Origin of the sequence: Roseomonas populi, assembly GCF_024594815.1 — a bacterium.
Classification (GTDB): Bacteria; Pseudomonadota; Alphaproteobacteria; order Acetobacterales; family Acetobacteraceae; genus Roseomonas; species Roseomonas populi.
In genome coordinates this window covers 304307-328883 of sequence record NZ_JANJOU010000002.1, presented here as the reverse complement: position 1 = coordinate 328883, position 24577 = coordinate 304307, and the positions used below count along the sequence as shown (strand labels likewise).

Sequence of the window (24577 nt, the reverse complement as noted above, 5' to 3'; positions counted from 1 at the left end):
CCCTCAGTCGAAGCCGAGGAAGCCTGGCATGGAGGCAATGGGCGGCGCCTGCCGCAACGCCTCGATGTCCGCCTGCGGCCGGGAAAGCAGCGCGTCGCCCCCGCAGGCCGCCTCGATCGCGGCCGCCGCGCGCAGCACCAGCGCGTCGCCCCCGCGCGGCCCGACGATCTGCAGGCCGAAGGGCATGCCCAGCGCGTCCCGGCCCATGGGGATTGAGATGGCGGGGTGGCCCGTCAGCGTCACGATGTAGGCCATGGCGAGCCAGTGGAAGTAGGTGCGGGTCGGCTGCCCGTCGATCTCGCGCGGGAAGAGCTCCGTCCAGGGGCGCGGGGAGATCGTGATGGCCGGCGCGATGATCAGGTCTGTCCCCGCCTCGAAGAAGCTCTGCCAGCGCTGGTACATCTGCGTCTGCAGCACGCCCGCGCGCGCCACGTCGGCGGCCGAGTAGCCGAGCCCCTCCTCCACATTCGCGCGCACGTTCGGTCCGACGAGATCGGGCGTCTTCGCCACCTTCTCCTGGTGCGCGGCCAGGAAGTTCAGGGCGCGCAGGACCTCGAAGGCCTCGTTCGCGCCCCGGCAGTCCGGCGTCTTCTCCTCAATCCGGGCGAAGAGCGGCTCCAGGGCCGCCACGCGGGCGCGGAAGGCCTCGCGGACGGTCTTCTCCACCAGCGCCAGGCCGAAATCCTCCGTCGCCGCCACGCGGAGGGAGGAGAGGTCGAGCGGGGCCAGCGGCGTCCAGCGCTCCGGCCGCGCCCGCACCACCTCTCCGGGCAGGGTGTAGGAGAGCGGGTCGCGCGCATCGTCGCCGGCCATGGCGGCGAGGAGGAGCGCGGCGTCCGGCGTGTTGTTCGCCATCGGCCCGAGCACGGACAGGTTCTGCCAGCCCAGCCCCTTTCGCTCCGTGGAGACGAGGCCGGGGCTCGGCCGGAAGCCGACGATGCCGTTGAAGGCCGCGGGGTTGCGGAGCGAGCCGCCCGTGTCCGAGCCCGAGCAGATCGCGAACATCCCCGCCCCCAGCGCCGCGCCGGAGCCGCCGGAGGAACCGGCCGCGGACCGCGTGGGATCGTGGGGGTTGCCCGTCGCGCCGTACACGGCGTTGCGCGTGTTCGCGCCCGCACCGAACTCCGGCGTGTTCGTCTTGGCGGTGATCACCGCCCCCGCCGCGCGGATGCGCGCCACGGAGGAGAGGTCCGCCTTCGGCACGTTGTCCTTGAAGATCTGGCTGCCGAAGGTGGTGGCGAGGCCTTCCGTCTCCTCCAAGTCCTTGATGCCGATCGGCAGGCCATGCAGCAGGCCGAGCTTGTCGCCCCGCATCACCGCGTCCTCGGCCTCCTTCGCCCAGCCCCGCGCGCGCTCGTCGATCGCGACCACGGCGTTGATCGCGGGGTTCACCGCCTCGATCCGGGCGAGGCAGGAGTCGAGAAGCTCCACCGGGGAGAGCTTCTTCGCCCCGATCAGGCGGCGGGCTTCAAGGGCGGGGAGGTCGCAGGGCTCGGTCATCGGCGGTCCAGCAAGTCGGGTCGGAAAAAGAAGGGCCGCGGCTGGTGCCGCGGCCCGATCGGGGCTCAGTAGCCCATCGCGCAGCCGTCCTTGCGCGGGTCGGAGCCGCCGATCAGCACGCCCCTCTCCCGATCGATCAGGATGGCCTGGCCGCCGCCATGCGGCTTCTTGATGAGCTTGGGCTGGTGGCCGAGTGTGGCCAGGGCGTCGCGCAGCGCGGGCGGCAGGCCGTTCTCAATCTCCACGTTGCGGTGCTCCTCGCCCACGCTCGGGAAGACCCGCGTCAGGTCCAGCGCCTCCTGCACGTCCAGGCCGAACTGGAAGTGATTGGTCAGGAACCAGCTCTGCCCCATGGGCTGGAAGTGCCCGCCCATCACGCCATAGGGCATGATCGCCTTGCCGTCCTTCATCACCATGCCCGGGATGATGGTGTGCATGGGGCGCTTGCGCGGCGCGATGCAGTTCGGGTGCCCCTCCTGCAGGCGGAAGCCGAAGCCGCGGTTCTGCAGCATCACGCCGCAGCCCTCCGCCAGGATGCCGGAGCCGAAGCCCTCGAAGAGGGAGTTGATGAAGGAGCAGGCGTTGCCGTCCCGGTCCACCACGGTCAGGTACACCGTGTCCTTGTGCTTCTCCCAGTCCGCATCACCCGGCGGGGGCAGGTCCACCATCGCCCTGTCGTCGCTGATCATGCCGCGGAGCTTGTCGAGGTAGCCGTCGGACAGCAGGCGGTCGAGCGGCACCTCGGCCTGGGCGGGATCGGCGAGGAAGGCGTCACGGTCACGGTACACGAGGCGCGCCGCCTCCAGGTGGCGGTGCAGGCGCACCGCGTCCAGCGGGCCGGCCGGCTCCGGGAAGCCCTCCAGGATGCCGAGCAGCATCAGCACCAGCAGGCCGGAGCCGTTCGGCGGGCACTGGAACACTTCCATGCCCCGCCACTTGCGGGAGATCGGATCGACGAAGTTCGCGGCGGTCATCCCCTCCGCGAAGTCCTCCTCCGTGTGCAGGCCGCCGGCGGCCCGCAGCGTCTTCACCATGTCGGCCGCGATGGCGCCGGTGTAGAAGGCGCGCGCCCCGTCCTTCGCGATGGCGCGCAGCGTCGCGCCCAGCTCCGGCTGCACGAAGCGGTCGCCGAACCCGTAGGCCTTCCCGTCTTTCAGGAAGCGGCGCGCCGTCTGCGGCTGGAGGGAGAGCTTGCCGACGCTGTCCTCCCAGTCCGCCGCGACGCGGGAGGAGACGGCGAAGCCCTGCTCGGCGTAGCCGATGGCGGGCTGCAGGATCTGGTCCATCCCGAGCCGGCCATGCGCCTTGTTCAGCGCCTCCCAGGCGGAGATCGCGCCGGGGACCGTGACGGAATGGACGGACGTGTTGACCATCTTCGTCAGCCCGGCGGCGCGCAGCGCCTCCGGCGTGGCGGCGGCCGGGGCCTTGCCGGAGCCGTTAATGGCGTGAACGCCGCCCGAGGCCGGGGCGTAAAGGCAGAAGCAGTCCCCGCCGATCCCCGTGGATTGCGGCTCCGCCACCGCCAGCACGGCGGCCGCGGCGATGGCGCCGTCCATGGCGTTGCCGCCCGCCCGCATCGTCTCCAGCGCGGCCAGGGTCGCCACGGGCATGGAGGTGGCGGCCATGGCATTCAGCGCCATGGCGGGGCTGCGGCCGGGAAGGTGAAGGTCGCGCATCGGTTCGGGTATCCTCCCAGGGCCGTCGTTGTTCGGCAGGTGTGGCGGGCCCGCGCCGTCCCTTGGCGGTCGGGAGAGGGCCCGCATGTCGCGCCGCCGCGTCCCTGACGCGACGGCCTCGGACCAGGGGATACGCCGGTATGCGCGCGGGCGGAAGGCAGGGCCGCCGCCGCGGGGCCACCGCCCGCCCAGGGCGGCGCCGGCGCGGGGCGCTCAGGCGCGGGAGGCGCGCTCCCGCCTCCAGGCGGCCGGGGGCATCCCGACAAGGCGCTTGAAGGCCCGGTTGAAGGCGGCCTCCGACTCGTAGCCCACCTCCACCGCGATGCTGACGACCTTGTCTCCGCCCTGAGCGAGGCGGGTAGCGGCGAGCTGCATCCGCCAATGGGTGAGGTATTGCATCGGCGGGCGCCCCACGAGGGCCGCGAAGCGCTCGTGCAGCGCCGTGCGGGAGAGGCCGGCCTCCCGCGCCAGGTCGTCCAGGGTCCAGGGATGGGCGGGGCGCCCGTGCAGCAGCCCCAGGGCGCGGCCGACCTGCGGGTCCCGCAGACCGCCGAGCCATCCTCCCGAGCCCTCCGGCAGGGCGGCAAGATGCGTGCGCACGGCCTCCACGAACATCATCTCCGCCAGCCGGGCGCGGAGCGCCTCCCCGCCGGCCCGGGGCACCGCCGTCTCGGCCACGGCCAGGCGGATCAACTCGCCCATCGGGCCTTCTCGCGCCGGGATGCGCAGCATCCGGGGCAGCGCCTCGATCAGCGGGTTGAACGGCCGAGCATCGCAGCCGAGGAAGCCGCAGACGAAGCGGGCGGAGGGTGGCCCTGTGCCGCCGTAGCGCAGGCGGATCGGCAGGGCTCCCTCCTGCGGCATGGTCGGGGGCGGCGGGCTCAGCCCGGGATCGCTGCGGAACAGATGCGCCTCCCCGCGCGGGAAGAGGACGACCTCGCCTGGGCCGATCCGCTCCTGTCCACCGCCCAGGGGACCGCCCCAGCACTCGCCCTCGAAGAAGACGTGGAACTCCATGACGTGGTCGCAGCCCGGCATGACGGCCGCGGCGACCTCACGGGAGGGAGGCGCCATCACTACCCAGGGCTCGGCCGCCTCCACGAGATAGAAGACGGCGCCCTTCAGCCGGACGGCCTGCAGAACGTCGGAGAGGATGTCGTGGCCCATGCCGCCTCGCCCTCCCCCGGCCGCCTTGTCCCCGGGCGGTCTGATTTAGCGCGAGACGGACGGAAGCGGAACGATCTTCCCCCTGCCACGCATATGCCCCGGCCAAGCCGCCGGCCGGAGAGGCGGGCAAGAGCGGCGGATGCCCGGCAAAGCGGGGTGGACCCGCTGCGAAACGGCGCGAAGGGACGATCAAGCGAGCAAGGACCGTAAGGCGTAGGACTCAAGCCGCGCCACGATCGCGCTAGCACGAACATTGAGGAGACAGGCAAATGCTCAAGCGCTTCATCATCGAGCGGGACATCCCCGGGGCGGGCCACCTCTCCCCGCCCCAGCTCGGCCAGGCGGCCCGCACCTCCAACGGCGCGCTCGGCCAGCTCTCCGGCATCCAGTGGCAGCACTCCTACGTCACCAGGGACGGCACCTACTGCGTCTATCTTGCCGAGAGCGAGGCGGTGATCCGGGAGCACGCACGGCTCTCGGGATTCCCGGCCACGCGCATCATGGAGGCGACAGGGATGATCGACCCCGCCACGGAACAGCTCTGCGAGTTGGCCGAGGCCTGAGCGATGGCGGGCGGGCGGCCTGCCGCCCGCCGCCCTGCCCTCAGTCGCGGGGCGCGGGAAGCCAGGGCCGCGCCCGGGCCTGGGCGGCCATACGCACCCCGGCATTGGCGGCGCCGTAGTCCGCGTAGCCGGCGCGCCGCTCCACAACCTCAAAGAAGAAGCGGTCCTCGAAGGAAACGGTGTAAGCGTGGACGAACTCGCCCCCGCGCGCATCCCGGTCGTAGAGGAGGTGGCCGCGCTCCAGATCGGCCAGGAGCCTGTCGTCCAGCCCGAAGCGGGCGGCCAGGTCCTCGTAGTAGTTGCCGGGGATCGTCAGCATCGGCGCCGCCCGCCCGGCCACGAAGGCGGCCGCGTCGGGGGTTGAGAAGGCGACGTGGTGCACCCCGGCGCCGGCGATGGCCGAGACGAAGCGCCCCGTCGCCGTCTGCCGGCTCTCCGAGACGTTCAGCGGCATCCTGACTCGCCCTGAAGGGTCCGCCATGGCCCGGCTCTGCACCAGCCCCTGCGGATCGGGCAGGTCCATCGGCGGGGCCGGCTCCAGCCCGAAGACGGCTCGGTGAAAGAGGACGAAGCCCTCCATCTGCCCCTGCGCCAGCGCGTGGGCGACATGGTCCACCCTCTCCAGCGCGCCCGGCGCCTCGGCGGCCCCGGGCAGGAGGTGGAAGTCGCTCTCCCAGATGCTGCGCCCCTCGGCGCCCGGCTCCACCAGGTAGATGAGCGTGCCGTCCGGCGCCCGGACCGCGGGGATCGGCCGCTCCCCCTCTCCCAGCCTCTCCCGCCAGGTGGAGCAGAGCAGGGCCTCGGCGCGGGAGAGGGCGCGGGTGGCGTCGTCCACCCGGAGCGCGGTGGCACAGACGGAGGCGCCGTGCAGCTCAAAATGCCCGGCCGCCGCACTGTCCGGCTCGCTGTTGAGGACGAGGTTGACCCCACCCTGGCGCCAGAGCTCCACCGACTTGGAGCGGTGCTGCCCCGCGAGGCGGAAGCCGAGGTTGGAGAGAAAGCCGCCGAGCTCCCGCCCCTTTGCCTCGTCCACCGCGAACTCGAGGAACTCCACCCCGCCCAGGACGGGCGGGGCGGGCAGCGGCGATGCGGGCACGGATGGGCCCGCCAGAACCGAATCGAGCCAGATGAGGGACCGATGCCCGTCCCGCGCGATGCGGCGCGCGGGGGCAGCGCGGAACTCGTCGTTGAACACCTCGAGCGAGAGGGGCCCGCGATAGCCGGCCCGAAGCACCTCCCGCGCGAACTCCGCAATGGGCAGCTCACCCTGGCCGGGGAAGTCGCGGAAGTGTCGGGACCAGCTCAGCACGTCCATTGAGAGGCGCGGGGCGTCGGCCAGTTGGACGAAGGCGATCCGGTCCCCTGGCACCTCGCCCGCCAGCCCATCCAGCGTGTCGCCGAGGGAGAGGGTGTGGAAGCTGTCGAGGATGAGGCCCAGCGCCCGGTGGTCCGCGCGCCGCACGATGTCCCAGGCCTGCCGCCACCGGTTAACGTGCCGGCCCCAGGCCAGCGCCTCGTATCCCACGCGCAGGCCCCGGGCCGCGGCGCGCTCCGCCATCTCTCGCAGGTCGGCGGCCGCGCGGGCGGGATCGTCCATCGCGGCGGGCTGGACGTTGCTGCAGACCAGCACGAGGTCCGTGCCGAGGGCCTGCATCACGTCGAACTTGCGCTCCGCCCGGTCCATGTTCCGCCGCCGCTGCGGCTCCGGCATCGCCTCGAAGTCGCGGAAGGGCTGGAAGATCGTGATGGCCAGGCCGAGGTCCTCCGCCATGGCGCGGATGCCCTCGGGCGGCCCGTCATGGGTCAGCAGGTCCTGCTCGAAGATCTCGACGCCCTGGAAGCCGGCGCTCGCCGCCGCCTCCATCTTGTCCGGCAAGCTGCCTGACAGGCAGACGGTGGCGATGGACTTCGGAAGCGGCGTTTCCAGCATGTTCGGCCCAGCGTTCGGCAGCAGGTTAGCCGAGCCGGCCCGTCCCGGCCACCTCTCCACCTTCCCCGGGGCGGCCCCCTCCGCTAATGGCGCGGGATGGAAGACGCGCCGAACGCCTCCCCCGTCGCCAGCATCGAGGATTTCGACCGGATCGACATCCGCGCCGGCACGGTGGTGGACGCGCAGCCCTTCCCCGAGGCCCGAAAGCCCGCGATCAAGCTCTGGATCGACTTCGGCGGGGGAATCGGCGTCCGCCGCTCCTCCGCCCAGGTCACGGTCCACTACGCGCCCGAGGCGCTGATCGGCCGGCAGGTCCTGGCCGTGGTGAACTTCCCCCCGCGCCGCATCGCTGGCTTCGCCAGCGAGGTGCTGACCCTCGGCCTGCCGGACGAGGCGGGCGCGGTGGTGCTGCTACGCCCCGACCTGCCCGTGCCGAACGGCGCCCGCATGTTCTGAGAGGACCAAGAGGAATGTCCCCGCCCCGCTACTACACCGTCACCTGGGACCAGTTGCACCGCGACGCCAAGGCATTGGCCTGGCGCCTGCACGGCAAGGGCCCGGAGGGCGGCGCCTTCAAGGGAATCGTCGCGATCACCCGCGGCGGCCTGATCCCCGCCGCGATCGTGGCGCGGGAACTGGACTGCCGCCTCATCGAGAGCGTCTCCGTCATCACCTACGGCAAGGACGGCGAGGAGCAGAACCGGGGCGAGCCGACGGTGGCCAAGCCCCCCGTCGCGGCCGGGGACGGCACGGGCTGGCTGGTGCTGGACGACCTGGTGGATACAGGAACCACCGCGCGGGTGGTGCGGGCCATGCTGCCCGGCGCCCATTTCGCGACCATCTACGCCAAGCCCGCTGGCCGCCCCCTGGTGGACAGCTTCATCACCGAGGTGAGCCAGGACACCTGGATCCTCTTCCCCTGGGACACGGAGCCGCAGTTCGTCGCCCCGATCGCGCGGTCCGCGGCGGCCGGGGGCTGACCGCTGGGGCAGGCCCGCAGGGCGGAACGACCCGCTAGCGGAACTGCCCTGGGCAAAGCATGGTGCGGGCCGGGGAATCGGCCCCGCCCCGCCCGGGGTGGTGCCCATTCCCGGGGGGTCATCCGCATGAATGCCACACCGCGGCCGGTTGCCGCCATCCTGGATAGCCGCGCCTTCGGGGTGCTGGCCCGGATCCTCCTGACCTTCCCGTACTGGGGAAGCGGGCTGGCTAAGCTGATCGACTTCACCGGTGCCAGGGCCGAGATGGGCATGTTCGGCCTGCACCCCACCGCGCCCTTCGCCATCGCCGTGATCATCACCCAGCTCGTCGGCGCGGGGCTGGTCATCCACGGCCGCCACGCCTGGCTCGGCGCCGGGTGGCTGGCGATCTTCACGGCGCTAACGATTCCCATCGTCCACCATTTCTGGAACATGGACGGGGTCATGGGCGTGGTGGCCTTCCACACCGCCACCGAGCATGTCGGCATGATCGGTGGGCTGATGCTCGGTGCCATCCAGGCCCACTGGGCGCGGCGGCGCGCCTGAACGCCGCCGTGCCCGGGATGGGGACCCGCTAGACCGGGACCGTCTCGTCCTTCGCGGCCAGCACCTTGTCCACGCGGCGTCCGTCCATGTCCACGATCTCGAAGCGCCAGCCGCCGAACACGATGCGGTCGCCCTCCTGCGGGACCCGCCGCAGAAGGGCGAGCATGAGGCCGGCCACCGTGTGATAGCTGCCGGCCTGGGGCAGCACGGGCAGATCCAGGCGGGCACGCAGTTCGTCGCTGGGCATCATGCCGTCCAGCAGCAGGGAGCCGTCGTGGCGCTCCACGGCCGGGCCGGCGGAAGGCAGCGGATCGGGCGCGCCGAGTTCGCCCACGATCGCCTCCAGCAGGTCGGAGGCGGTGACGACCCCCTCGAAGGAGCCGTACTCGTCCATCACCAGCGCGAGGCCGAGCGGGTCCTGGCGGATCTTCTCCAGCGCGTCCAGCGCCGGCAGGTTGTCCGGCAGGACCATGGGCTTGCGCAGGGCAGCCGCGACCGAGAGGGGCTGGCGGGACAGCATCTGGTCCAGCAGGTCCTTGGCGGCGACGACTCCGACCACGTTGTCCACGCGCCCGTCGGCCACGATGAAGCGGTTGACCGTCTCGCCCTTCAGTTTCTCCGAGACCTCCTCCGGCGTCGCCTTGCGGTCCAGCCAGACGATTTCGGTTCGCGGCGTCATCAGGGCGCGGACGGGCTTGTCCGCGAGGCGGAGGACGCGCTCGATCATGTGGCGCTCCTCCGTCTCCAGCGCCCCGGCCTCTGCGCCCTCGGCCACCACGGCCTTCACCTCCTCTTCCGTGACGGACTGCTCCACCGTGCCGCTGGCGCCCATCAGCCGCAGCACGAGAGAGGACGAGGTGGAGAGGAGCCAGACGATGGGGGCAGAGATCCGGGAGAGGGCGAGCATCGGCCGGGCAATCAGGGTCGCGATGCGCTCGGGGTTCCGGAGGGCGAGTTGCTTCGGCACCAGTTCGCCCAGGATAAGGGAGAGGTAGGTGATGAGCAGCACGACGACGAAGATCGCCACCTCGCCACCGTAGGGCGCGACTCCGGGGATGGAGTCCAGAACCGGGCCGAGGGTGGAGGAGAGCCGGGCGCCGCCGAAGGTGCCGGCGACCACGCCGATCAGGGTGATCCCGACCTGCACGGTGGGCAGGAAGCGCTGAGGGTCATCCGCCAGGGCCAGGGCGGCGCGCGCGCCCGCTGACCCGGCCCGTTCCATCCCCTGCAGGCGGGCGCGCCGGGAGGAGACGATGGCCAGCTCGCTGCTGGCGAAGACGCCGTTCAGCAGCACCAGAAGGATGATGATGCCGATTTCCAGGAGCGCCGACATGGGTGGTGAAAGGATCCTTTTGGGGTGAGAGGCCGGGTGTTGAACGCATCTTAGCGGCACTCGACGGATTGACCGAATGACAGGCGCGATTCGGACGCTTCGAGACATCGGGATATCATTTGTTGCGCCGCAATCTTGCCCAGATTGGGCCGGATGCGCGCCTCAGCCCCGGCGTTTGATGCCACTGAGCGCATCAGGCACCAGGACCATGCCAGCCCGGATCGGCCGGGCGGTGGCCAGGTGCCCCGCGCCGGAGCCCTGCACGCGATGACCGCGCACGTTGCCCCGCGCATCCCCCGCAACCCCGAATCCGGGTTCAGCCCCGCCCCTGCCCGCCCCGGCTTCCTCGCCCGGCACGGCCTGACGCTGGCGGTGCTGGCCCTGGTGGCGGCCGCCCATATCGGCGCCTGGTGGGCCATAAACCGGCCCGTGGCGGTGCCGGACTTCCGCGGCCAGGTGAACGGCCTAGCCTTCGCACCCTACCAGCGCGGCCAGGGGGCCGAGGGCGGCCCCACCCCGACTCCGGAGCAGATTGAGGGCGACCTGCGGAAGGTCGCGCCGATGACCCGGCACATCCGCACCTATTCCGCCCATGGCGGGATGGAGCGGATCCCCGACATCGCCTGGAGCACCGGGCTGGACCTGAAGATCACCCTTGGCTCCTGGCTGGACAAGCGGCTGGACCGGAACGCGGCCGAGATCCGCCGTCTGATCCAGATCGCGCGCGAGAGCCGGAACGTGGAACGCGTCCTCGTGGGCAACGAGGCGGTGCTGCGCGGCGACATCACCCCGGCCCAGATGGTCGGGTACATCCAGCAGGTGCGCCGGCAGGTCCGCCAGCCCGTCTCCACCGCCGAGCCCTGGCACGTCTGGATGGACCATCCCGAGCTCGGCGACGCCGTGGACTACATCACCATCCACCTCCTTCCCTACTGGGAGGGGCTGCCGGTGGACGACGCGCTGCGCTTCATCATGGAGAAGTTCGATGCCGTGCAGGCGCGCTTCCCCGGCAAGAAGGTGGTGATCGGCGAGGTGGGCTGGCCCAGCGACGGCGTAGCCCAGGGCGCCGCCCGCGCCAGCCGCGTGAACCAGGCCCTGTTCCTGCGCAGCTTCTTCAACATCGCGGAGCAGCGCGGCCTGGACTACTTCGTGATGGAGGCCTTCGACCAGCCCTGGAAGGTGTCCTTCGAGGGCCGCGCCGCCGGCCACTGGGGCATGTATGACCTGGACCGCCACCAGAAGTGGCCGCTGGTTGGCTCCGTGCAGGAGACGCCGGCCTGGTTCGGCTGGGCCTTCGGTGCCAGCCTGATTGCCTCCCTCGCCACCTTCTTCTTCCTCGCTCGCCGGCCCGACATCCGCTGGCAGGGCAAGCTGATGCTCGCGGGCCTCTCCCAGGGCTTCGTGGCGCTGGGCACCTGCGTGGTGCTGGCGATGAGCGAGACCTACATGTCCGCGACCGCGGGCGTGGTCTGGACCTTGCTGGTCTTCGGGCAGGTGCTGCTGCTGGGCCTGCTGCTGTCGGACGGCTTCGAGCTCGCCGAGACCCTTTATGGCCGCGTCTCCAAGCGCCGCTGGCCCGCCCTGCCCGCGCCGGACGGCACGGCGCTGCCGAAAGTCTCCATCCACCTGCCGATCTGCAACGAGCCCCCGCACATGGTGCGCGAGACGCTCGATGCCCTGGCCGAGCTGGACTACCCGGACTTCGAGGTCCTGGTCATCGACAACAACACGACCGACCCGGCGCTGTGGGAGCCGGTGGCCGAGCACTGCGCGCGGCTGGGCGCCCGGTTCCGCTTCTACCACCTTGGCAAGTGGCCGGGCTTCAAGGGCGGCGCGCTGAACTTCGCCTTGCGCGAGACGGCGCCGGACGCGGCCGTGGTGGGCGTGATCGACAGCGACTACCTGGTCCGCCCGGACTGGCTGCGCCGCATGGCCCCCTTCTTCAACCGGCCGGAGGTGGGCTTCACGCAGAGCCCGCAGGACTACCGGGACGGGAATGGCGGGTTGTTCAAGCGCCTGATGTTCTGGGAGTACGCCGGCTTCTTCAAGGCGGGCATGGTCACGCGCAACGAGCGCAACGCCATCATCCAGCACGGCACCATGACGCTGATCCGCAAGTCCGCCCTGGAAGGCGCCGGCGGCTGGGCCGAGTGGTGCATATGCGAGGACAGCGAGCTCGGCCTGAAGCTGATGCGCCAGGGCTGGGAGGCGGTGTACTGCCCGGACTCCATGGGCCGCGGCGTGATGCCGGACGACTTCTCCGCCTATCGCAAGCAGCGCCACCGCTGGGCCTTCGGCGCGGTGCAGATCGTGAAGCACCACTGGAAGGCGCTGCTGAACCCCTTCGACCGCAGCCTGACCCAGGGCCAGCGCTTCCACTTCGTCATGGGCTGGTTCCCCTGGCTGGGCGATGCGCTGGGGCTGGCCTTCGTGGTGGGCGGGCTGGTTTGGTCGATCGGCCTCACCCTCATCCCGCTGACCCGGATCCACAAGACGGTGGAGATCTTCGGCCACGAGTTCGCGACGGAAGGGCTGCGCACCGCCCTCGTCTCCGTCGGCCTCTCGGACGAGTTCCCGATCACCCTCTTCATGATCCCCAGCCTCGCGCTCTTCGCCTTCAAGTTCGCGCAGATCTGGCTGCTCTACCGCGCCCGCGTCTCCTGCGGCCCGATGGACCGGCTGGGCGCGGCGCTCGGCGGACTCGCGCTGTCCCACACCATCGGCAAGGCGGTGTGGCAGGGCTTCTGGAAGAAGCGGGCCCACTTCGCCCGCACGCCGAAGATGGAGAACGCCCCGGCGCTGGTGCAGGGGCTGATGACGGCGCGGCAGGAGGCGGTGTTCATGCTCCTCCTCTGGCTGGCGGCCGCCGGCGTGACGCTGGCGCATCGCGGCGGCACCTGGGAGGCGATCCTCTGGACCGTCATCCTGCTGGTGCAGTCCATCCCCTACCTCGCCGCCGTCTCCATGGCGCTGATTGCGGCGATGCCGGCGAAGGTGGCGGCGGTGCTGCCGGGCGCGGTGCCCGCGCAGTCCTCCGCGGGCACGGTGGTGGCGCGCAGCGAAGTCCAGTAGCCGCTGCGCGAGACCTGGGGCGGCCCGCCGGGGAGACCCGGCGGGCCGTTCGTCTTTCCCGGGCGTCAGAAGTGAATTTCGTTAATGCAGAATGAAGCTGCGGGCGTGGCCCATGCCGCGTTAAGCCTCTGGTCACCTTCTTCCGGAGCGCGCCGCATGGCCGAGATCCTTCCCCTGAACCGTGCCCCGCTGGAGCGGCTGCAATCCGCCCTCCGCCTCCTCGCCGTCTCGCAGGACGCGCAGAGGGCGGCGATGAACAACTTCCGGGAAAGCCTCTACGAGCTGCGCGACAGCACCGCGAAGCTGCAGGCCAGCGTACAAGGTTGGCACAGGCGTGTCGGCGATACCGGGCGCGAGCTGGCCAAGGCCCAGGACGCGGTGCGGACGCTGGGCGACACCGCCGCGAGGATGTGAGGGGTGGGGCCGCTCAGAGCGGCCGCACATGGGTCGCGGAGCGCAGGACGGCCGGCACGAAGCCGCAAGCCTCGTAGAAGCGGCGGGCCCCGCCGGGTGAGCGCACGCGCAAAAGCTTGAATCCATGCTCCGCCGCGGCCTCCGTTGCGGCGTCCACCAGGGCGCGGCCCACGCCCCGCCCGCGATGGGCGGGCGCGACGTAGAGGCGGCGCAGCCGGGCCGTGCCTCGATCCCCCGCATAAGGGTCGATGCTGAGCCCGACGATCCCGGCCAGGTCGTCGCGGCGCCAGGCGGCGAACAGCCCTTCGCCCGGCCGGTCGAAGCGGAGGGCACCGCCTGTCCAGTCCTCCTCCAACACCTGCAGCATCCGCCAGCCCTCGGCCAGCGCCGTGTCGCGCAGCGCCGCGAAGCCAGTAGGCAGGGTCTCGAGGCGGGCGATCCTGGCGCTCATCCCCCGGGTGTCACGGACCGTGGTGGACGACGTGGAGCTTGTTGCCCTCAGGGTCTCGCATATAGGCGCCGTAGTAGTGCGGGTCGTAGCGGGTGCGCAGCCCTGGCGCGCCCTCGTCCGTCCCGCCATGGGCCAGGGCGGCGGCATGGGCGGCGTCCACCGCCTCGCGGTTCGGGGCCATGAAGGCCACCATGCTGCCGTTCCCATGGCCCGGCGGGTTGCCGTCGAAGGGCTCCTGTACGTCGAAGGTCGGGTGGCGCGCGCCGGGGGCGCGGTAGCAGATGCCGCGCGGGCCGGCCGAGGAGTCGGGGCCACGCTCCAGGCCGAGGGGCAGCAGCACGGCGTCGTAGAAGCGTGCCAGGGTCTCCACGTCCCTCGCGCCGACCATCACGTGGCTGAACATCGGGTTCATCGCGTCACCTCGTTGGCGCCGGGGCGCAGGCGAAGACCCGGGCGGAGGTGGCGGAACGGTAGCGTGGCTGGATCCGCCACAACCGGGCCGGGTGCTGCGGCGACGATGACGCGTTCCGCGATGGGCTGGAAGTCCGCGCGGAAATGTACCGAGGATTTGACCACCACGATTCCCTCCTGCGCCGGCTCCACCCCGATATGGCGGAACAGCGCGAGGTCGTAGGCCTGCATCTTCCGGCTGGTGACGATCGCGCGCACGCCGCCGATCGCGACGAGGGCGGAGGGGCCGAGATCGGCGGGGTTGCCGCCCGCCATCGCGCCCGTGCAGGTGAAGCGCCCGTTGGAGAGGCGCAGCACGCGCGCCGTGACCTCCAGCGGCGCGCCGTCGCTCCGGCCGCCGAGCTTGAGGGAGACGGTCGCCCCCTCCCCGGCCCTATGGCAGGCCGCCGCGCTCTCGGGGTCGTTGATGGAGCCGACCACTGCCTTGCGGGCGTTCTGCCGGACCAGCTCGGCTAGCAGGCCGGTGGTGTCGCCGTGGCCGCCGCCGCCGGGGTTGTCCTGCGTGTCCGCGATGATCACGGGGCGGGAGGCGTTGACCCGGATGGCCTCGGCCACGGCGCGGTCGGCGGGGAGGATCTCGCCGGCGAAGTCGCGCTCACGGCGGTTCAGCAGGGCAAGGAACTCGTCCGCCGCCGCATCCGCCGCGGCCTGGTCGGATGCGAAGGCGGCCACCGCCATGCCGCAGCCCGGGAAGTCGGCGTAGGGAAAGCCGAAGCAGAAGGCGAGCTCCGAAACCCCGTGGCGGGTCGCGATGCGCTCCCGCTCCGCATAGACCTCGCTCATCGGCGGGACGAGGGTGCACTGGCTGGTGATGGGCAGCCAGAAATCCACTTGGCGATAGGCGCGGGCAAAGGGGCGGCCGCGCCTCATACGCTCCACCAACAGGCGGATGGCGCGCGCGCCCGCCTGCTTCATGTCAATGTGCGGGTAGGTGCGATAGGGCGCGAGCGCGTCGGCCCGCTCCACCATCGCCGCCGTCAGGTTGCAGTGCGGGTCCAGGCTGCAGGCAATGGGGACATCCGGCCCGGCGAGGGCGCGGACGCGGCGCAGCAGCTCGCCCTCCGCGTCCGGGAACTCCTCCGCCACCATGGCGCCGTGCAGGTCCAGGTAGATGCCGTCCAGCGGCGCCCTCGCCAGCGCGTCCGACAGCTCGGAGACGATGAAGGCGGTAACGCGCTCGAAGGCCTCCGCCTGCACCGGCCCGGCCGGATTGGCGAAGGCCCAGGCGAGCGGCACGATCTCGATGCCGCTGCGCTCCGCGGCCTGGATCGCGCCGGCGGCCGGCACGCCCGTGTTGCGCAGGCCGTCCAGCAGCGTGGCGCCGCGCTGCGGCACCGGCCATCCGCCGGGGTTGAGGAAGTCGTCCCAGCGCGTCGGCACGGGGGCGAAGGAGTGGCTCTCGTGCTGGAAGCCGCCGATCGCGATCCGCACGCGCTCAGCCCCGCGCCGCGCCGGCGGTGGCCAAAACGGCGTCCGCCAGCACTATCAGCCCGGCCTCCGCCCATTCCGGCGTGATGCTCTCCGCCTCGTTGTGGCTGATGCCGCCGTGGCAGGGGCAGAAGATCATCACCGTGGGGACCTGGCGCGCGACATAGACGGCATCATGCCCAATTCCGGTGGGCATGTCGCGGAAGCGGATGCCGCGCGCCTTGGCGGAATCCCGCAGGCGCTGGGCGAGGATCGGGTCGAAGGGGGTCTGGGGTGAAGTCCAGAAGGGCGCCACATCGACAGCGACGCCGCGGGATGCCGCGATATCCGCCGCCCTCTCCCGCAGCGCGGCTGCCATGGCGTCGAGCGCCGCCTCGTCGCCGTGGCGCAGGTCCACGCTGAAGCGGGTGACGGAGGGGACGACGTTGCGGCTGGATGGCTCCACGGCGATGCGGCCGACCGTGGCGCGGGCGTCGCCGCCGGATTCCAGCGCGATCGTCTCCAGTGCCTGGATCAGGATGGAGGCCGCAATCAGCGAATCACGCCGGTGCGCCATCGTCCCGCCGGCATGGGCGTCCTCGCCGGTCACGGTCACGTCGAACCATTGCTGCGCCAGGGCGTGGGTGACGACGCCGACGTCCAGCCCCTCTCGCTCAAGCACCGGCCCCTGCTCGATGTGCAGCTCGAAATAGGCTTCCAGCTCGCGCAGCCTTGCGGGGTCCGCTTCGCCCTTCCAGCCAATCGCCTCCAGCGCGTCGCCGAAGCGCACACCGTCCGGGTCGCGCTTATCGAGCACCTCCTGCTCGGTGAAGGCGCCGATCGCGGCGCCGCTGCCCATCATCGGCGGGGAGAAGCGCGCGCCCTCCTCGTTCGTCCAGTTGATCAGGACGATCGGCGCTTCCGTTTCCGCTCCTGCCTCGTGCAGGGCGCGCATCACCTCCAGCCCCGCGAGCACGCCCAGCACCCCGTCGAACTTCCCGCCCGTGGGCTGGGTATCGAGGTGGCTGCCGATGGCAACAGGCTTGCGGGCGGGATCGCGCCCAGGGCGCAGCAGGGCCATGTTGCCCAGCCGGTCGGTTCTCAGCGCCAACCCGACCTCCGCGCCCCAGCGCGCGAGCAACGCGCGACCCTCCCCGTCCAGTGGCGTCAGCGTCTGGCGGTTGCAGCCGCCTTTCGGGGTGGCGCCGATCCGCGCCATCTCCATCAGGGATTCCCAGAGCCGCGCGCCGGAGAGGGGAAGGTTGCTCATGCCGCCTTCTCCACCCCGCACCACTCGGCCATCAGCAGCGCAATGCTGCGGGTGATGTCGTGCATGGAGGAGAGGGACACGCTCTCGTCGATGCCGTGGATCTCCTGCGCCTCCGGCCCGAAGCAGGCCACCGGCGTGTCCTGGTAGAGGGTGAAAAAGCGGCCATCGGTGAGCCCGGTGGCGGGGTAGTGGCGCAGTTCACTCCCGCTCGCCTCCGCATAGGCGCGCTGGGCTAGGCGGGCGATATCGCTCTCCATGTCGAAGCCGCAGGGATCGGCCATGAAGCCCTTGAACTCCAGCTTCACCTGCGTGCCGCGCAGCCCCGGATCGGCCGCCGCCTCGCTTACGATGCGCTCGATGTCCGCCTTCGTCTGCGCCGCCGAGTAGCCGAGCATGACGCCGACCCGCAGCCCGATCCGCGCGCGGGTGGGAACGGAGGAGTTCCACTCTCCGCCCTCAACCGTGCCGAGGTTGACGTTCACGGGATGGTTCACCCCGCGGAAGGCCGCGTGGACGTTCTCGGCGCGGTTGCGCTCGTTCTCGTAGTCCTTGAAGCGCGCCGCGATCCGCATCGCCCCCTCGATGGCGTTAATGCCCGCGTGCATGTCGCGCACATGGGTCGGGCGGCCGGTCACCGTCACCCAGGCCCAGACAACGCCGACTTCGGCCGAGTACATTGCGGCCATGCCCGGCCCGGGCTCGGGGATCACTACCGCATCCGTCTTGGGCATGGCGAGCATGGTGGCCAGGGCGCCGTTGCCGCTGCACTCCTCCTCGATCACCGCCTGCATCTGCACGGGGGCGGCTGGCTGCAGCCCGGCCATCTTCAGCGCCTGAAAGGCCGTGAGGTAGGAGACGATGCCCGCCTTCATGTCACCCGCGCCGCGCCCGTACATGCGGCCATCCCGCACCGACGGCTCGTAGGGCGGGGTGATCCAGAGATCCGCCGCACCTTCCGGCACCACGTCCACATGCCCCTGCAGCGCCAGGCTGCGGCCCTTCACCTCGCGCGGGGTGAAGATGGCGGCCACGTTGTCGCGGCCGGCATAGGAGATAAGCGGGGGCGAGAAGCCGGGATGGTCTTTCAGCGCCTCCGGATCGGTCGGGATGCGGCGTGGGGCCAAGCCAAGCGACTCATAGTTCCGCGCCATCAGCTCCAGCGCGCCCGCCTCCTTCCCCAAGGTGGACTCGCAGCGCACGAGGTCGGCGAGGCGGTCGATCGCCGCCCCCTCCAGGGCCTTCACGGCCTCCAGGATCGCGCGTTTCGCACCGGGGTCGAGAGGGGTCATGGAACCGTCCTGAAAGTGGCAAGGGCGCGCAGGCTACGCCTTCCGCGTCCCCTGTCGAGGGATCGCCGGGGGATCTCCGGGGCATGGGCGCGGCCGCGTGGACAAGCGCCCGGGGCGCCCATAGGGTCGGCCCATGCAAGCCTTTGACCACCCCGCGGAATCGGCGCACGCGCCGCAGTTCTTCCTGCAGCGTGGCGTGCTCCGGCCGAACTTCGAGGTGCCGGCGCGGGCGGCGGCGCTGCGTGAGGGGCTGAAAACGCTGGGCATCGCTGCAATCACCCCTGCCCTGCCCGGCCGCGCGGCGCTGGAGACGGTGCACGCCCCCGACTACCTGGACTGGCTGCGCGACGGCCCGGCGGAGTGGGCGGCCACGCCCGGCGCCGGCGCGGAGATCGTGGCGAATATCCATCCCTCGCCGGAGATGCTCGCGCAGGGGGCCCGGCCCTCTACCCAGGCTGTGGGCAAGGCCGGCTGGTACACGGCGGACACGGCCTGCCCTGTCGGCCCCGGCACCTGGGAGGCGGCGCTCGGCGCAGCGGGCTGTGCGCTGGCCGCTGCGGATGCCGCGGCGAAGGGCGGCACCGCCTACGCGCTCTGCCGCCCGCCCGGGCATCATGCCTACGCCGCGCGCGCCGGGGGCCACTGCTTCGTTAACAACGCGGCGCTGGCCGTGCAGGCGCTGCGCGGCGCCGGTGCGCGCCGCGTGGCGACGCTCGACATCGACAGCCATCACGGGAACGGCACGCAGGGCATCTTCTGGACGCGCGGCGACGTGCTGACCGTCTCCATCCACGCCGACCCGGACCGCTACTATCCCTGGTTCGTCGGCCATGCCTCCGAAACGGGCGCGGCCGATGGCGACGGCTGCAATCTGAACCTGCCCCAGCCCTTCGGCACCGGTGACGAGGCCTGGCTGGAAGCCGTGGCGGCCGGCATCGCGCGCGTGCGCGCCTTCGGTGCGGAGGCGCTGGTCGTCTCCCTCGGCTTCGACGCCTCGGAGCATGAGCCGCTGGCCGCGTTGCGCGTCACGGAGGATGGCTTCGCCCGCGCGGCGGAGGGCATCTCGGGCCTCGGCCTGCCCACCGCCATCATCCAGGAAGGCGGCTACAACGTGGACGTGATCGGCACGCTCCTCGCCCGCTTCCTGGGAAGCTGGCGCGGGTGAGCCTCGCGCGCGTCACCACCTTCTCCCTCCAGGGCGTAGAGGCGGTTCCGGTCGAGGTGCAGGTGCAGCTCTCCGCGGGGCTGCCGGCCTTCACCGTGGTGGGGCTGGCGAACAAGGCCGTGGCCGAGAGCCGGGAGCGTGTACGGGCCGTGCTCTCCGGCCTGGGACTGTCGCTGCCGCCGAAGCGCATCCTGGTGAATCTCGCCCCCGCCGATTTGCCAAAGGAGGGCAGCCACTTCGATCTCCCGATGGCGCTCGGGTTGCTCGCCGCGATGGGCGTCATCCCTGCGGACGAGCTGGCGCATTTCGCCGCCATGGGCGAGTTGGCGCTGGACGGCAGCATCCAGCCCGTCGCGGGCGTGCTGCCCGCCGCGCTGGCCTGCGGGGAACGGGAACTCGGCCTCGTCTGCCCCGCAGCCCAGGGAGCGGAGGCGTGCTGGGCGGGGATGACCGAGGCGGTGGCCGCGCCGGACCTGCGCGCCCTCATCGCACATTTCCAGGGCCGCCAGGTGCTCGCGCCCCCAGCCCCGGCCGCGCCATTGGCCGGTGAGGCGCGCGGCCCCTGTCTGTCCGAGGTGCGCGGGCAGGAGAGCGCCAAGCGGGCGCTGGAGATCGCGGCGGCCGGGCGGCACCACCTGCTCATGGTCGGCCCGCCCGGCTCGGGCAAGTCCATGCTGGCGGCGCGCCTGCCGGGCATCCTGCCGGATCTCACGCCCTACGAGGCGCTGGAAGCCAGCCTTGTCCGTTCCGTCGCGGGCGGGCTGGAGGGCGGCCGGATCAGCGCCCGCCCGCCCTTCCGCGACCCGCACCACTCCGCCTCCCAGGCCGCGCTGACCGGCGGGGGGCCGAAGGCCCGGCCCGGCGAGATCAGCCTCGCCCACCGCGGCGTTCTCTTCCTGGACGAGCTGCCCGAATTCCCGCGCCCCGCCCTGGAAGCCCTGCGCCAGCCGCTGGAGACGGGGCGCGTCACCGTGGCCCGCGCCAGCGCCCACGTCTCCTACCCGGCCCAGGTTCAGCTCGTGGCCGCGATGAACCCTTGCCGCTGCGGATATCTCGGCGACGCGGCGCGCGAATGCGGACAGGCGCCGCGCTGCGGCGAGGGCTATCAGTCCAAGCTCTCCGGCCCGCTGCTGGACAGGATCGACCTGACGATCGAGGTGCAGCCCATCGCGCCGCGCGAGCTCGCCCGCGCCCCGGCCGGGGAACGCAGCGCCGCCGTCGCGGATCGCGTGGCGGCGGCGCGCGCGGTGCAGCGGGCGCGCTACGCGGGCATCGGGATCGCCACCAACGCCGAGGCGCCGGTGGAGGCCATCCGGGACGGGTTCGCCGCCGAGGCGCTGTCCCTTGCGGAGAGCGCGGCGGAGCGCCTCGCGCTGTCCAGCCGCGGCTTCACCCGCAGCCTGCGCGTGGCCCGCAGCATTGCGGATCTGGCGGGTACGGCCATGGTCGCGCGGGCCCATGTGGCGGAGGCGCTGGGCTACCGATTGAGGAAGCCGGCCGCCGGCTAGGCCTTGCGCGGGCCCGTGCGGATCGCGAGGACGATGCCCGCCATCGTCAGGGCAAGGGCGGCCGCCTGCCGAGGCCCGAAGGGCTCGTTCAGGAAGGCGGCGCCGGACAGCACGCCGATCAGCGGCACCGCCAGCGTGCCGATCGCGGCCACCCCCGCCGGAAGGGCCGCCAGCGCCGCGAACCAGGCGAGGTAGCAGAGGCAGAGCGGCAGCGCCGCCATGTAGAGGAAGGCCGCCCAGCCCGCGTTGGAGACCTGGGCAAAGTCGGCATTCTCGAGGAAAGGCCCGGCCAGCGCCATGGGCAGGCAGCCCAGCCCCACCTGCCAGGCCACCGAGGCCACGGGGTTCAGCCCCAGCGGGTGCCGCTTGAACCACACGGTGCCGAGGGCGAAGAGCACGGCGCCGACGAGGATCATGGCCACCCCCGGCATCTTCTCCCACTCCAGCGCGACGCCGTTCTCCGTGACCAGCAGCACCACGCCGGCCATGCCGAGAACCAGGGCCAGGAGCCGCGCGGCGGAAGGCCTCTCTCCCAGCACGGGCCAGGCGGCGAGCGCCGTCCAGGCAGGCATCGTGTAGCAAATCATCGCGCCCTCCCCCGCACCGAGGTAGCGAAGGCCCATCGTGGCCAGCCCCATCCAGGCGGTGACGTTCAGCGCCGAGGCGATGATCAGCGCGGGCCATTTCCGGCCGGGAACGAGAAGCGGAAGGCCGCGGGCGAGGGCGAAGCCGGCCAGGGCGAGGGCGGCCAGGAGCCCTGCGAGGCCGCGTGCCGTCAGCGGCGGCATCTCCGAGAGCAGGAACTTCAGCACCGGCCAGTTCAGCCCCCAGCCCAACGCAGTAACGCCGAGGCAGAGCAGGCCGAAGCGCCGCGCACCCGGATCTTGCATCGAGCCGGCCGGTGCGGCGGCGCTAGTCGAGATAGTCCGGCTCCTCGCGGGAGAGGACGCGCTTCACGCTCTCCAGGTGCAGCCGCGCGCTCTCGGAATCGCCGGCGCGCATCTGGGCGTAAGTGCGCTCCGCAACGTCCTTCGGCACGGGCTTCAGGGGGCGGTTGGTCGAGAAGGCCAGGCGCTGCACCTCCGCGGCGCGTTCCAGGTAGTAGAGATCGTCCCAGGCCTCCGCGATGGAGGGGCCGACGACCATCACGCCGTGGTTCTTTAGGAAGGCGATGTCCGCATCACCCATCACCGCGGCGATGCGGTCGCCCTCCGCTTCATCGAGCGCGAGGCCGTTGTATTCCTCGTCCACGGCGGTGCGGCCGTAGAACTTCAGCGCGGTCTGCCCGGCCCAGACCAGGGGTGGCCCCTCGAGCATCGAGAGGGCCGTCGCGTTCGGCATGTGCGTGTGGAAGGCGGCCACGGCGCGGGGGTGCCGCATGTGCAGCCGGGCGTGGATGTAGAAGGCGGTGGCCTCGGGCGTGCCCTCCCCGGCCACAACACGTCCCTCGAAGTCGCAGACGAGAAGGCGAGAGGCGGTGATCTCCCCGAAGGCCCAACCATAGGGGTTCACCAGCATCAGGTCCGGCCGCCCGGGAACCAGGGCGGAGAGGTGGTTGCAGATCCCCTCCTGCAGGCCGAGCCGCGCCGCCATGCGGAAGCAGGCGGCGAGGTCGATCCGCGCCTGCCGGATCTCCGGCGCGTCCAGCGCGCTGTTGCGGAGGATCGGCGGGGCGGAGGGCAGCGCGTGCGCCATGATGGGGTTTCCGGCCGTGAGGTGCGCAAGGTTTGCAACCTCAGGGGCGGATCGCAAGGCGCGAGGCGGTTTGTTTCGATCCCGCCGCCGCTATTTCCCCGAAATGGCCAGGCCGCCCGACGCTACGCCGCCGCGGGCCGGGCCTGCGGCCGGGGCCGGGCGCCGAGCACCAGCAGCGAAGCGATAAGGCAGGCAGCTCCCGCGACGTAGAAGGCAGGCAGGTAGCTCGCCAGCACGTCCCGGCTCAGCCCGCCACCGAAGGCCGCCAGCGCGGCGCCGAGCTGGTGCCCCGTGAAGACCCAGCCGAAAACCAACGGCGCCTTTTCCCGCCCGAAGGCCTGGCCGGCGAGCTTCACCGTGGGCGGCACGGTCGCGATCCAGTCCAGGCCGTAGAAGACGGCGAAGATCGAGAGGCCGTAGAGGGAGAAGGTGCTCATCGGCAGGAAGAGCAGCGAGAGGCCGCGCAGCCCGTAGTACCAGAAGAGAAGGCGGCGATTGTCGTAGCGGTCCGACAGCCAGCCCGAGGCGATGGTGCCGACGAAGTCGAAAGCACCCATGACGGCCAGCACCGAGGCCGCCTGGACCTCCTGCATGCCGAAATCGGCGCAGAGCGGGATGAAATGCGTCTGGATCAGGCCGTTCGTGGAGAGGCCGCAGATCGCGAAGCTGGCGAAGAGGATCCAGAAGACAGGGCTGTGCGAGGCCTCGGCCAGGTTGGCGAATGCGGTGCGGACCGGGTTGGCGTTCGGCACTGGCGGTGGGGCCGCCGGGGCATCCGCCGCCTCGCCTAGCGCGCGAAGGCCCAGCTCCTCCGGCCGGTCGCGGCCGAGCAGCAGCATCAGCAGCACGGAGGCCACGCCGGCCCCAAGCGCCGGCAGCATCGCCACGCGCCAGCCCTCCTGCTGCGCCAGCCAGGCGCCGAGCGGCAGGAAGGCGAGCTGGCCCGTGGCGTTGGCCGCCGTCAGCATGCCCAGCACGAGCCCGCGCCGCTGCACGAACCAGCGGTTGGCGACGGTGGCGCCGAGCACCATCGCCGTCATCCCCGTTCCGATCCCGGTGAGCACGCCCCAGTAGAGCCAGAGCTGCCAGAGCTCCGTCATCCGCATGGAGAGGACGCAGCCCGCGACGACGAGGGTGAGTGCGGTGGCCACGGTCCGGCGCAGGCCGTAGCGCTGCATGATGGCGGCGGCGAAGGGCCCCATCAGGCCGAAGAGGAGGATGCGGAGCGCCAGGGCGCCGGAGATGGAGGCGGTGTCCCAGCCCGTGTCGCGCTGCAGCGGCAGGAGAAGCGCCCCGAGGATGCCCATGGAGCCCGCCGACGAGAGCGAGACGAGGAAGGTGAGGGCCACCATGACCCAGCCGTAGTGAATCCCGCGCCGGGCAAGGCGCGCGTTGAGGGCGGCCGCGAGCATCACGCGGCGATCCCGGGCTGCGACGGGGGATGAGCCATGGCACTTATTCCATGATGGTGATCATATATATCCATGACACTCGTCATGATAAAGTCAACGCGTTAGTTTCGGTCCGCGGGAGGTGGCCATGGCACGTTCGTCTCGGTTGGCGGTCGCGGAGAAGCGGGAGGCGGTTCTCGACATCGCCGCGCGCCTGTTCCGGGAACGCGGCGTGGAAGCGGTGAGCGTTGCCGAGGTGATGGCTGCCGCGGGCCTTACCCATGGCGGGTTCTACGGGCACTTCGGGTCGAAGGAGGCGCTTGCGGCCGAGGCCTGCACGCGCGCCTTCGGCCGGAACGAGGCGCGCTGGACCGCGCTGGCCGAGGATTACGCCGACGAGGGGCTGGCCGCGCTGCTGCGCTCCTACCTGGGCCCGGAGCACCGGGACGCGCCGGGCGCCGGCTGCGCCGCCCCGAGCTTCGCGGCGGAGGCCGCGCGCGACGCGCCGGAAGGCGGGATACGGCGCGCCTATGCCGCGGGAATACGCGGGCTGGCGGGCGCGATCGAGCGTCTGCTTCCATCCTCCGTGCGGCGCCGGCGGCGGCAGCGGGCGCTGCTCGCGCTGTCGGCCATGGTCGGCGCCGTCTCCATCGCCCGGGCGGCGGGGGGCGACGGCATCTCGGACGAGATCCTGCAGGCGGTGCGGGAAGAACTCGCCGGCTGACCCCTTGTCCCCCCTCCCCGCCCGC

The 24577-nt window shown here is 71.8% G+C and carries 22 protein-coding genes; 9 read left to right on the top strand and 13 right to left on the bottom strand.

The window, feature by feature from the left end; genetic code table 11:
- Nucleotides 1–3 precede the first annotated feature (3 nt).
- The 3 genes from NRP21_RS04565 to NRP21_RS04555 all read right to left on the bottom strand — a co-directional run bounded on the left by NRP21_RS04565 (nucleotide 4) and on the right by NRP21_RS04555 (nucleotide 4343).
- Nucleotides 4–1500, bottom strand: coding sequence for an amidase (locus tag NRP21_RS04565; RefSeq protein WP_257714994.1), 1497 nt, complete (start codon nucleotides 1498–1500; stop codon nucleotides 4–6).
- Between the two features lie 65 nt (nucleotides 1501–1565).
- A complete protein-coding gene (locus NRP21_RS04560; RefSeq protein WP_257714993.1) occupies nucleotides 1566–3176 on the bottom strand; it encodes a gamma-glutamyltransferase family protein in 1611 nt (536 codons plus the stop codon).
- Nucleotides 3177–3389: 213 nt separating this feature from the next.
- A complete protein-coding gene (locus NRP21_RS04555; protein WP_257714992.1) occupies nucleotides 3390–4343 on the bottom strand; it encodes an AraC family transcriptional regulator in 954 nt (317 codons plus the stop codon).
- 269 nt (nucleotides 4344–4612) lie between these two features.
- Between NRP21_RS04555 and NRP21_RS04550 the strand changes: the two genes are divergently transcribed.
- A complete protein-coding gene (locus NRP21_RS04550; RefSeq protein WP_257714991.1) occupies nucleotides 4613–4906 on the top strand; it encodes a DUF4242 domain-containing protein in 294 nt (97 codons plus the stop codon).
- Nucleotides 4907–4946: 40 nt separating this feature from the next.
- Here NRP21_RS04550 and NRP21_RS04545 read toward each other — a convergent pair whose 3' ends face one another.
- Nucleotides 4947–6836 (bottom strand): bifunctional sugar phosphate isomerase/epimerase/4-hydroxyphenylpyruvate dioxygenase family protein, encoded by a 1890-nt coding sequence (locus NRP21_RS04545; protein ID WP_257714990.1) that lies wholly within the window; start codon nucleotides 6834–6836, stop codon nucleotides 4947–4949.
- 96 nt (nucleotides 6837–6932) lie between these two features.
- Between NRP21_RS04545 and NRP21_RS04540 the strand changes: the two genes are divergently transcribed.
- The 3 genes from NRP21_RS04540 to NRP21_RS04530 all read left to right on the top strand — a co-directional run bounded on the left by NRP21_RS04540 (nucleotide 6933) and on the right by NRP21_RS04530 (nucleotide 8362).
- Nucleotides 6933–7292: a tRNA-binding protein gene (locus NRP21_RS04540; protein ID WP_257714989.1), complete on the top strand. Its 360-nt coding sequence runs from the start codon at nucleotides 6933–6935 to the stop codon at nucleotides 7290–7292.
- A 14-nt stretch (nucleotides 7293–7306) separates the two neighbouring features.
- Complete coding sequence (gene gpt / locus NRP21_RS04535; RefSeq protein ID WP_257714988.1) at nucleotides 7307–7816, top strand: xanthine phosphoribosyltransferase; 510 nt, start codon at nucleotides 7307–7309, stop codon at nucleotides 7814–7816.
- 126 nt (nucleotides 7817–7942) lie between these two features.
- Entirely contained in the window at nucleotides 7943–8362 is a 420-nt protein-coding gene (locus NRP21_RS04530; protein ID WP_257714987.1) for a DoxX family protein, read from the top strand.
- Between the two features lie 28 nt (nucleotides 8363–8390).
- On the opposite strand, the gene NRP21_RS04525 is transcribed toward NRP21_RS04530, so the two are convergent.
- Nucleotides 8391–9695 carry a hemolysin family protein gene (locus NRP21_RS04525; protein WP_257714986.1) on the bottom strand — a complete coding sequence of 435 codons (1305 nt, stop codon included), beginning with the start codon at nucleotides 9693–9695 and terminating at the stop codon, nucleotides 8391–8393.
- 267 nt (nucleotides 9696–9962) lie between these two features.
- Between NRP21_RS04525 and NRP21_RS04520 the strand changes: the two genes are divergently transcribed.
- Entirely contained in the window at nucleotides 9963–12767 is a 2805-nt protein-coding gene (locus tag NRP21_RS04520; protein ID WP_257714985.1) for a glycosyltransferase, read from the top strand.
- Between the two features lie 156 nt (nucleotides 12768–12923).
- Nucleotides 12924–13181: a hypothetical protein gene (locus tag NRP21_RS04515; protein ID WP_257714984.1), complete on the top strand. Its 258-nt coding sequence runs from the start codon at nucleotides 12924–12926 to the stop codon at nucleotides 13179–13181.
- Nucleotides 13182–13194: 13 nt separating this feature from the next.
- On the opposite strand, the gene NRP21_RS04510 is transcribed toward NRP21_RS04515, so the two are convergent.
- Genes NRP21_RS04510 through NRP21_RS04490 form a run of 5 tightly spaced genes read right to left on the bottom strand, consistent with a single transcriptional unit; the run spans nucleotide 13195 to nucleotide 18069 of the window.
- Entirely contained in the window at nucleotides 13195–13632 is a 438-nt protein-coding gene (locus NRP21_RS04510; RefSeq protein ID WP_257714983.1) for a GNAT family N-acetyltransferase, read from the bottom strand.
- A 10-nt stretch (nucleotides 13633–13642) separates the two neighbouring features.
- Nucleotides 13643–14044 carry a VOC family protein gene (locus NRP21_RS04505; protein ID WP_257714982.1) on the bottom strand — a complete coding sequence of 134 codons (402 nt, stop codon included), beginning with the start codon at nucleotides 14042–14044 and terminating at the stop codon, nucleotides 13643–13645.
- Nucleotides 14041–15534, bottom strand: coding sequence for a M81 family metallopeptidase (locus tag NRP21_RS04500; protein ID WP_257714981.1), 1494 nt, complete (start codon nucleotides 15532–15534; stop codon nucleotides 14041–14043). The genes NRP21_RS04505 and NRP21_RS04500 overlap by 4 nt, the downstream gene beginning before the upstream one ends.
- A gap of 4 nt (nucleotides 15535–15538) precedes the next feature.
- Nucleotides 15539–16780: a Zn-dependent hydrolase gene (locus tag NRP21_RS04495; RefSeq protein ID WP_257714980.1), complete on the bottom strand. Its 1242-nt coding sequence runs from the start codon at nucleotides 16778–16780 to the stop codon at nucleotides 15539–15541.
- Nucleotides 16777–18069 (bottom strand): ArgE/DapE family deacylase, encoded by a 1293-nt coding sequence (locus tag NRP21_RS04490; protein WP_257714979.1) that lies wholly within the window; start codon nucleotides 18067–18069, stop codon nucleotides 16777–16779. Before NRP21_RS04490 ends, NRP21_RS04495 begins: the two co-directional genes overlap by 4 nt.
- 133 nt (nucleotides 18070–18202) lie before the next feature.
- On the opposite strand from NRP21_RS04490, the gene NRP21_RS04485 reads away from it, so the two are divergent.
- The gene (locus tag NRP21_RS04485; protein ID WP_257714978.1) at nucleotides 18203–19234 is read left to right on the top strand and encodes a histone deacetylase family protein; all 1032 of its coding nucleotides are present in this window, start codon (nucleotides 18203–18205) and stop codon (nucleotides 19232–19234) included.
- Nucleotides 19231–20742, top strand: a complete 1512-nt coding sequence (locus NRP21_RS04480) for a YifB family Mg chelatase-like AAA ATPase (RefSeq protein WP_257714977.1) — start codon at nucleotides 19231–19233, stop codon at nucleotides 20740–20742. The genes NRP21_RS04485 and NRP21_RS04480 overlap by 4 nt, the downstream gene beginning before the upstream one ends.
- On the opposite strand, the gene NRP21_RS04475 is transcribed toward NRP21_RS04480, so the two are convergent.
- The 3 genes from NRP21_RS04475 to NRP21_RS04465 all read right to left on the bottom strand — a co-directional run bounded on the left by NRP21_RS04475 (nucleotide 20739) and on the right by NRP21_RS04465 (nucleotide 23849).
- Nucleotides 20739–21632 (bottom strand): DMT family transporter, encoded by an 894-nt coding sequence (locus NRP21_RS04475; protein ID WP_257714976.1) that lies wholly within the window; start codon nucleotides 21630–21632, stop codon nucleotides 20739–20741. The two genes, NRP21_RS04480 and NRP21_RS04475, sit on opposite strands and share 4 nt — an antisense overlap.
- A 22-nt stretch (nucleotides 21633–21654) precedes the next feature.
- On the bottom strand, nucleotides 21655–22437 hold the full coding sequence (locus NRP21_RS04470; protein WP_257714975.1) for an aldolase: 783 nt from the start codon (nucleotides 22435–22437) through the stop codon (nucleotides 21655–21657).
- 122 nt (nucleotides 22438–22559) lie between these two features.
- Nucleotides 22560–23849, bottom strand: coding sequence for an MFS transporter (locus tag NRP21_RS04465; protein ID WP_257715102.1), 1290 nt, complete (start codon nucleotides 23847–23849; stop codon nucleotides 22560–22562).
- A 127-nt stretch (nucleotides 23850–23976) separates the two neighbouring features.
- Between NRP21_RS04465 and NRP21_RS04460 the strand changes: the two genes are divergently transcribed.
- On the top strand, nucleotides 23977–24552 hold the full coding sequence (locus NRP21_RS04460) for a TetR/AcrR family transcriptional regulator (RefSeq protein WP_257714974.1): 576 nt from the start codon (nucleotides 23977–23979) through the stop codon (nucleotides 24550–24552).
- Nucleotides 24553–24577 lie beyond the last annotated feature (25 nt).